This is a genomic window from Bradyrhizobium sp. CFUWI (assembly GCF_056429085.1).
This window is the reverse complement of sequence record NZ_JBWJZE010000075.1, coordinates 1-3,332: the sequence shown is the minus strand read 5'-3', so window position 1 is coordinate 3,332 and position 3,332 is coordinate 1. Positions and strand designations below refer to the sequence as shown.

Sequence of the window (3,332 nt, the reverse complement as noted above, 5' to 3'; positions counted from 1 at the left end):
GAATGCCGGAGAATGCGTCCGGCGACTCCTCTTCGTCATCTTCGCTCCTGATTCGCGGCAAGAAGCCTCGCCGCTGTCAGGCAGAAAATCCACTCAAGCTACTGTCCGAATTTGCGGAGCCAGCTCTGGCCGCTCGCGAAGCGCGCCCTCCGAGCGAGCGCCGTAGCGAGCGGCTTGCGGTGACTCGGCGAAAGAACATGTCGGGATTAGATACCAAAGCAGACTTGTGCATGTCCTTATCGCTTCGTGCTATGCCTTCGACGAGACGTGCCTCATGTGGAAACATGCTGCGCGTTGCATAATCCTGCCGACCGGCGTTGCGTTGTCGAGATGGCTTGTGTTGCTCTCCCGTCGCCGTATGAATGGCTACCGCTTCTTGCGAGGCAGATGCGGCCGCTTAGGCCGGTGGGGCGAAGTCTTGAGAATGCTCGCACAGCTCGACGGCTTAACAAAGAGATCGAACGGATGAACGCTGAGCGCTTCGGAAATGCGATCGAGAACATCAATCGTCGGATTTTTCGATTGGCGCTCAAGACCGGCCAAGTAGGAACGGTCGATCCCAGCCGCGCGAGCCAATCGTTCCTGCGACATACCACGTTTGAGGCGGATCCGACGGACGTTCCAGGCCAGTAGCGCGCGAGGCTTCATGTGTCGAAGCTTGCCATTCCCTCGATCGGTTAAACACTGGCTATCGCCTACCATTTAGATGCAAGTCCGCATTCTCGCCGCACAGTGCCGACGAAGGGACGGCAACTTGCATGTGTGATATTCCTAACAAACGAACTAGTCGAGGCGCCTGCGGGCCTCAGGCTGTCAAGGACAAGAAGCACAGGCCGTGTAGTTCCCCGGACCCCGGCCCAAGCGTCCGGGGTCCGGTCCGCACCACTGCCAACCCCCGCTCATTGCCGCGCTGCTAAAGCGTGATGGCATTAGGTTTGATAGTCTGAATTTTTGAGGTAGTTGGCGCATTCCTCGGGGGAAGGCATCGAGTGCTTGGCCGATTGCGGCGCAGACCGCGTCGACGGTTCGCGCCGCCGCTTTGCGGAGCAGGTGCTTGAGCTTTGCAAAGACCTGTTCGATCGGGTTCAGGTCGGGCGAGTATTTGGGCAGAAAGAAGAGTTTGGCGCCGACCGAACGGATGAGCTGTCGAACCGCTTTGCTCCTGTGGCTGCCGAGGTTATCCAAACGCAGCGGCTTGGGGCGATATCAAAGCGCGGGAATCGACGACTTCGGACGTTGCTGATCGTCGGTGCGACCTTGATCATCAAGTTGCTTGACGAGGCTTGAATGCCCCGCTCTGGATTCATGCCGGGACGCGATGACCCCACCAGAGCTGGCGCGAGAAGGTCCATGGCCGCATCCAGTCGAGGCAGGTTTTTTCCCGCTGCTTGACGGCGGGACAAGCAGGCGTGCTCCGCGAAGCCGTTGCCGCCCGCAGGAACATCTTGGTGGCCGGCGGCGCCTCGACCGGCAAGACCACCCTGACGAACGCATTGCTGGCCGAGATCGCCGGCACCGCCGATCGCGTGGTCCTAATCGAGGATACGTGTGAGCTGCAATGCCGCGCGCGGAACCCGGTCGCGCTGCGCACCAAGGACGGCGGTGCGTCGCGTCCCTGTCTGATCTGGTCCGCTCGTCCCTGCGCCTCAACCGAATTCAAATTGGCGAAGTCCGCAGCAGCGAAGCCTTGGAGCTGCTCAAAGCCTGGGGCACGGGGCATCCCGGCGGGACCGGAATGATTCACGCCGGCACGGCGCTGGGCGTGCTTCGCCGCCTCGAGCAGCTCATCCAGGAAGCCCTCCTCACCGTTCTCAAAGCGCTGATCGCCGAGACCATCGATCTCGTCGCGGTGCTGCGCGGCCGCGCCTCACTGACTATTTTCTCGAACCGGAGCGGGCATCAATCCACGTGATAGCCGAGCTGCGGGGCGACCAGTTCAGAATGCCCGCCATGGAGCCGCTAGATCGAAGATCGAAGGAAGATATTTTCGGCTGCCGAAACTTCGCAACGGTTGATCGGCGCGACCTACAACATCCGCTGAAACAGGAGCTGGGAATGGACAAGGTCGTGCATTACGTAGTCAGCCAACTTCCGGTGATCGGCGCCGACCCGGCGGTGATCAACTACAATCGGATTGATCGCCTTCGTTTCGCCCCTCAGGCGGGCGCATGACGCATCCTGAGGATATTCGCGACCTGCTCTTACGGTTCACAGGCCCCGACGCTAACGCAGACGCTTGCGCGAATCGAGAGCGTGGTCTGAGCCCCTCGCTTCATCCAGCAATGGGAAGATTCCTGGTTGAATATGAGCCCATGGGGCTCGGTGAAGCAACGGGGTGGGGCGCGGAGCCCTCGGCATAGCGCAGCGTCCCGCCCCGTTGCGGCCCGGGAGCGTTGCGTTTGGCGTATTCAGTCGGAGTGAGGTTGCCCAGGGCGCTGTGCGGTCTGGCGTTGTTGTAGTCATCTTTCCAGGCCGCCAGCACGGCTCGAGCCTGTGCGAGCGAAGTGAACAGTGTCTCATTGAGAAGTTCGTCGCGCAGGCGCGCGTTGAAACTCTCGATGAAGGCATTCTGAGTCGGTTTGCCGGGCGCGATGTAGTGCCACTCGATCTGCCTTTCCTGGCTGAAGCGCAGCACGGCCATGCCGGTCAGCTCGGTGCCGTTGTCGGACAGGCACAACCCCGGCCGGCCACGCCAGGCGATGATGACATCGAGCTCACGTACGACCCGCAGGCCCGGCAGCGAGGTATCGGCGACGAGCGCTAGGCATTCGCGGGTGAAGTCGTCGACCACAGCCAGAATGCGGAACCGTCGGCCGTCGGCGAACGCATCCGACAGGAAGTCGAGGCTCCAGCGCTGGTTGGCGCCTTGCGGGATTGCCAGCGGCGCCCTGGTGCCGAGTGCCCGTTTGCGTCCGCCACGCCGGCGGACTTGCAGTCGTTCTTCGCGATAGAGACGTCGGAACTTCTTGTGGTTCATGACCAGCCCCTCGCGCCGCATCAGCACCAACAGACGCCGGTAGCCGAACCGGCGGCGGATCGCCGCCAGCTCGCGCAGGCGGGCGCGCACGGCCGCATCGTCAGCTCGTCCGCTGCGATAGCGCACCGATGTGCGGTCTGCCCCCAGGACTTTGCACGCCCGCCGTTCGCTCACCTCGAAGGTGGTCCGCAGATGAGCGACGGCCTCTCGCCTCGCGGCGGGCGTCACCATTAATGGGATGACCCGCCCCGTCCTCTCAGTCAGACTGAGTTGGCTTTTGAAAGGAGGAAGCAATGAGGACACGGAACAAGCCCAGGCCGGCAACGGTGTTTGGGATCGACATTGGCAAGAACTT

At 62.0% G+C, this 3,332-nt stretch carries 2 protein-coding genes and 4 pseudogenes; 3 read left to right on the top strand and 3 right to left on the bottom strand.

Going from position 1 to position 3,332, the window contains the following annotated elements:
* Positions 1 to 366 precede the first annotated feature (366 nt).
* Together AC066S_RS38575 and AC066S_RS38570 are read right to left on the bottom strand one after the other, a co-directional pair.
* On the bottom strand, positions 367 to 591 hold the full coding sequence (locus tag AC066S_RS38575; RefSeq protein WP_347338661.1) for a helix-turn-helix domain-containing protein: 225 nt from the start codon (positions 589 to 591) through the stop codon (positions 367 to 369).
* A gap of 338 nt (positions 592 to 929) precedes the next feature.
* Positions 930 to 1,182, bottom strand: a pseudogene (locus AC066S_RS38570) (transposase); the annotation flags it as partial.
* A 6-nt stretch (positions 1,183 to 1,188) separates the two neighbouring features.
* Between AC066S_RS38570 and AC066S_RS38565 the strand changes: the two are divergent.
* The 3 genes and pseudogenes from AC066S_RS38565 to AC066S_RS38555 form a co-directional block, all read left to right on the top strand.
* Positions 1,189 to 1,304, top strand: a pseudogene (locus AC066S_RS38565) (IS110 family transposase); the annotation flags it as partial.
* A gap of 84 nt (positions 1,305 to 1,388) precedes the next feature.
* Positions 1,389 to 1,912 (top strand): annotated as a pseudogene (locus AC066S_RS38560) (ATPase, T2SS/T4P/T4SS family); the annotation flags it as partial.
* Positions 1,913 to 1,950: 38 nt separating this feature from the next.
* Complete coding sequence (locus AC066S_RS38555) at positions 1,951 to 2,172, top strand: hypothetical protein (RefSeq protein WP_478271898.1); 222 nt, start codon at positions 1,951 to 1,953, stop codon at positions 2,170 to 2,172.
* Positions 2,173 to 2,272: 100 nt separating this feature from the next.
* On the opposite strand, the pseudogene AC066S_RS38550 reads toward AC066S_RS38555, so the two are convergent.
* A pseudogene (locus AC066S_RS38550) lies at positions 2,273 to 3,208 on the bottom strand (IS3 family transposase); the annotation flags it as partial.
* Between the last annotated feature and the right edge of the window lie 124 nt (positions 3,209 to 3,332).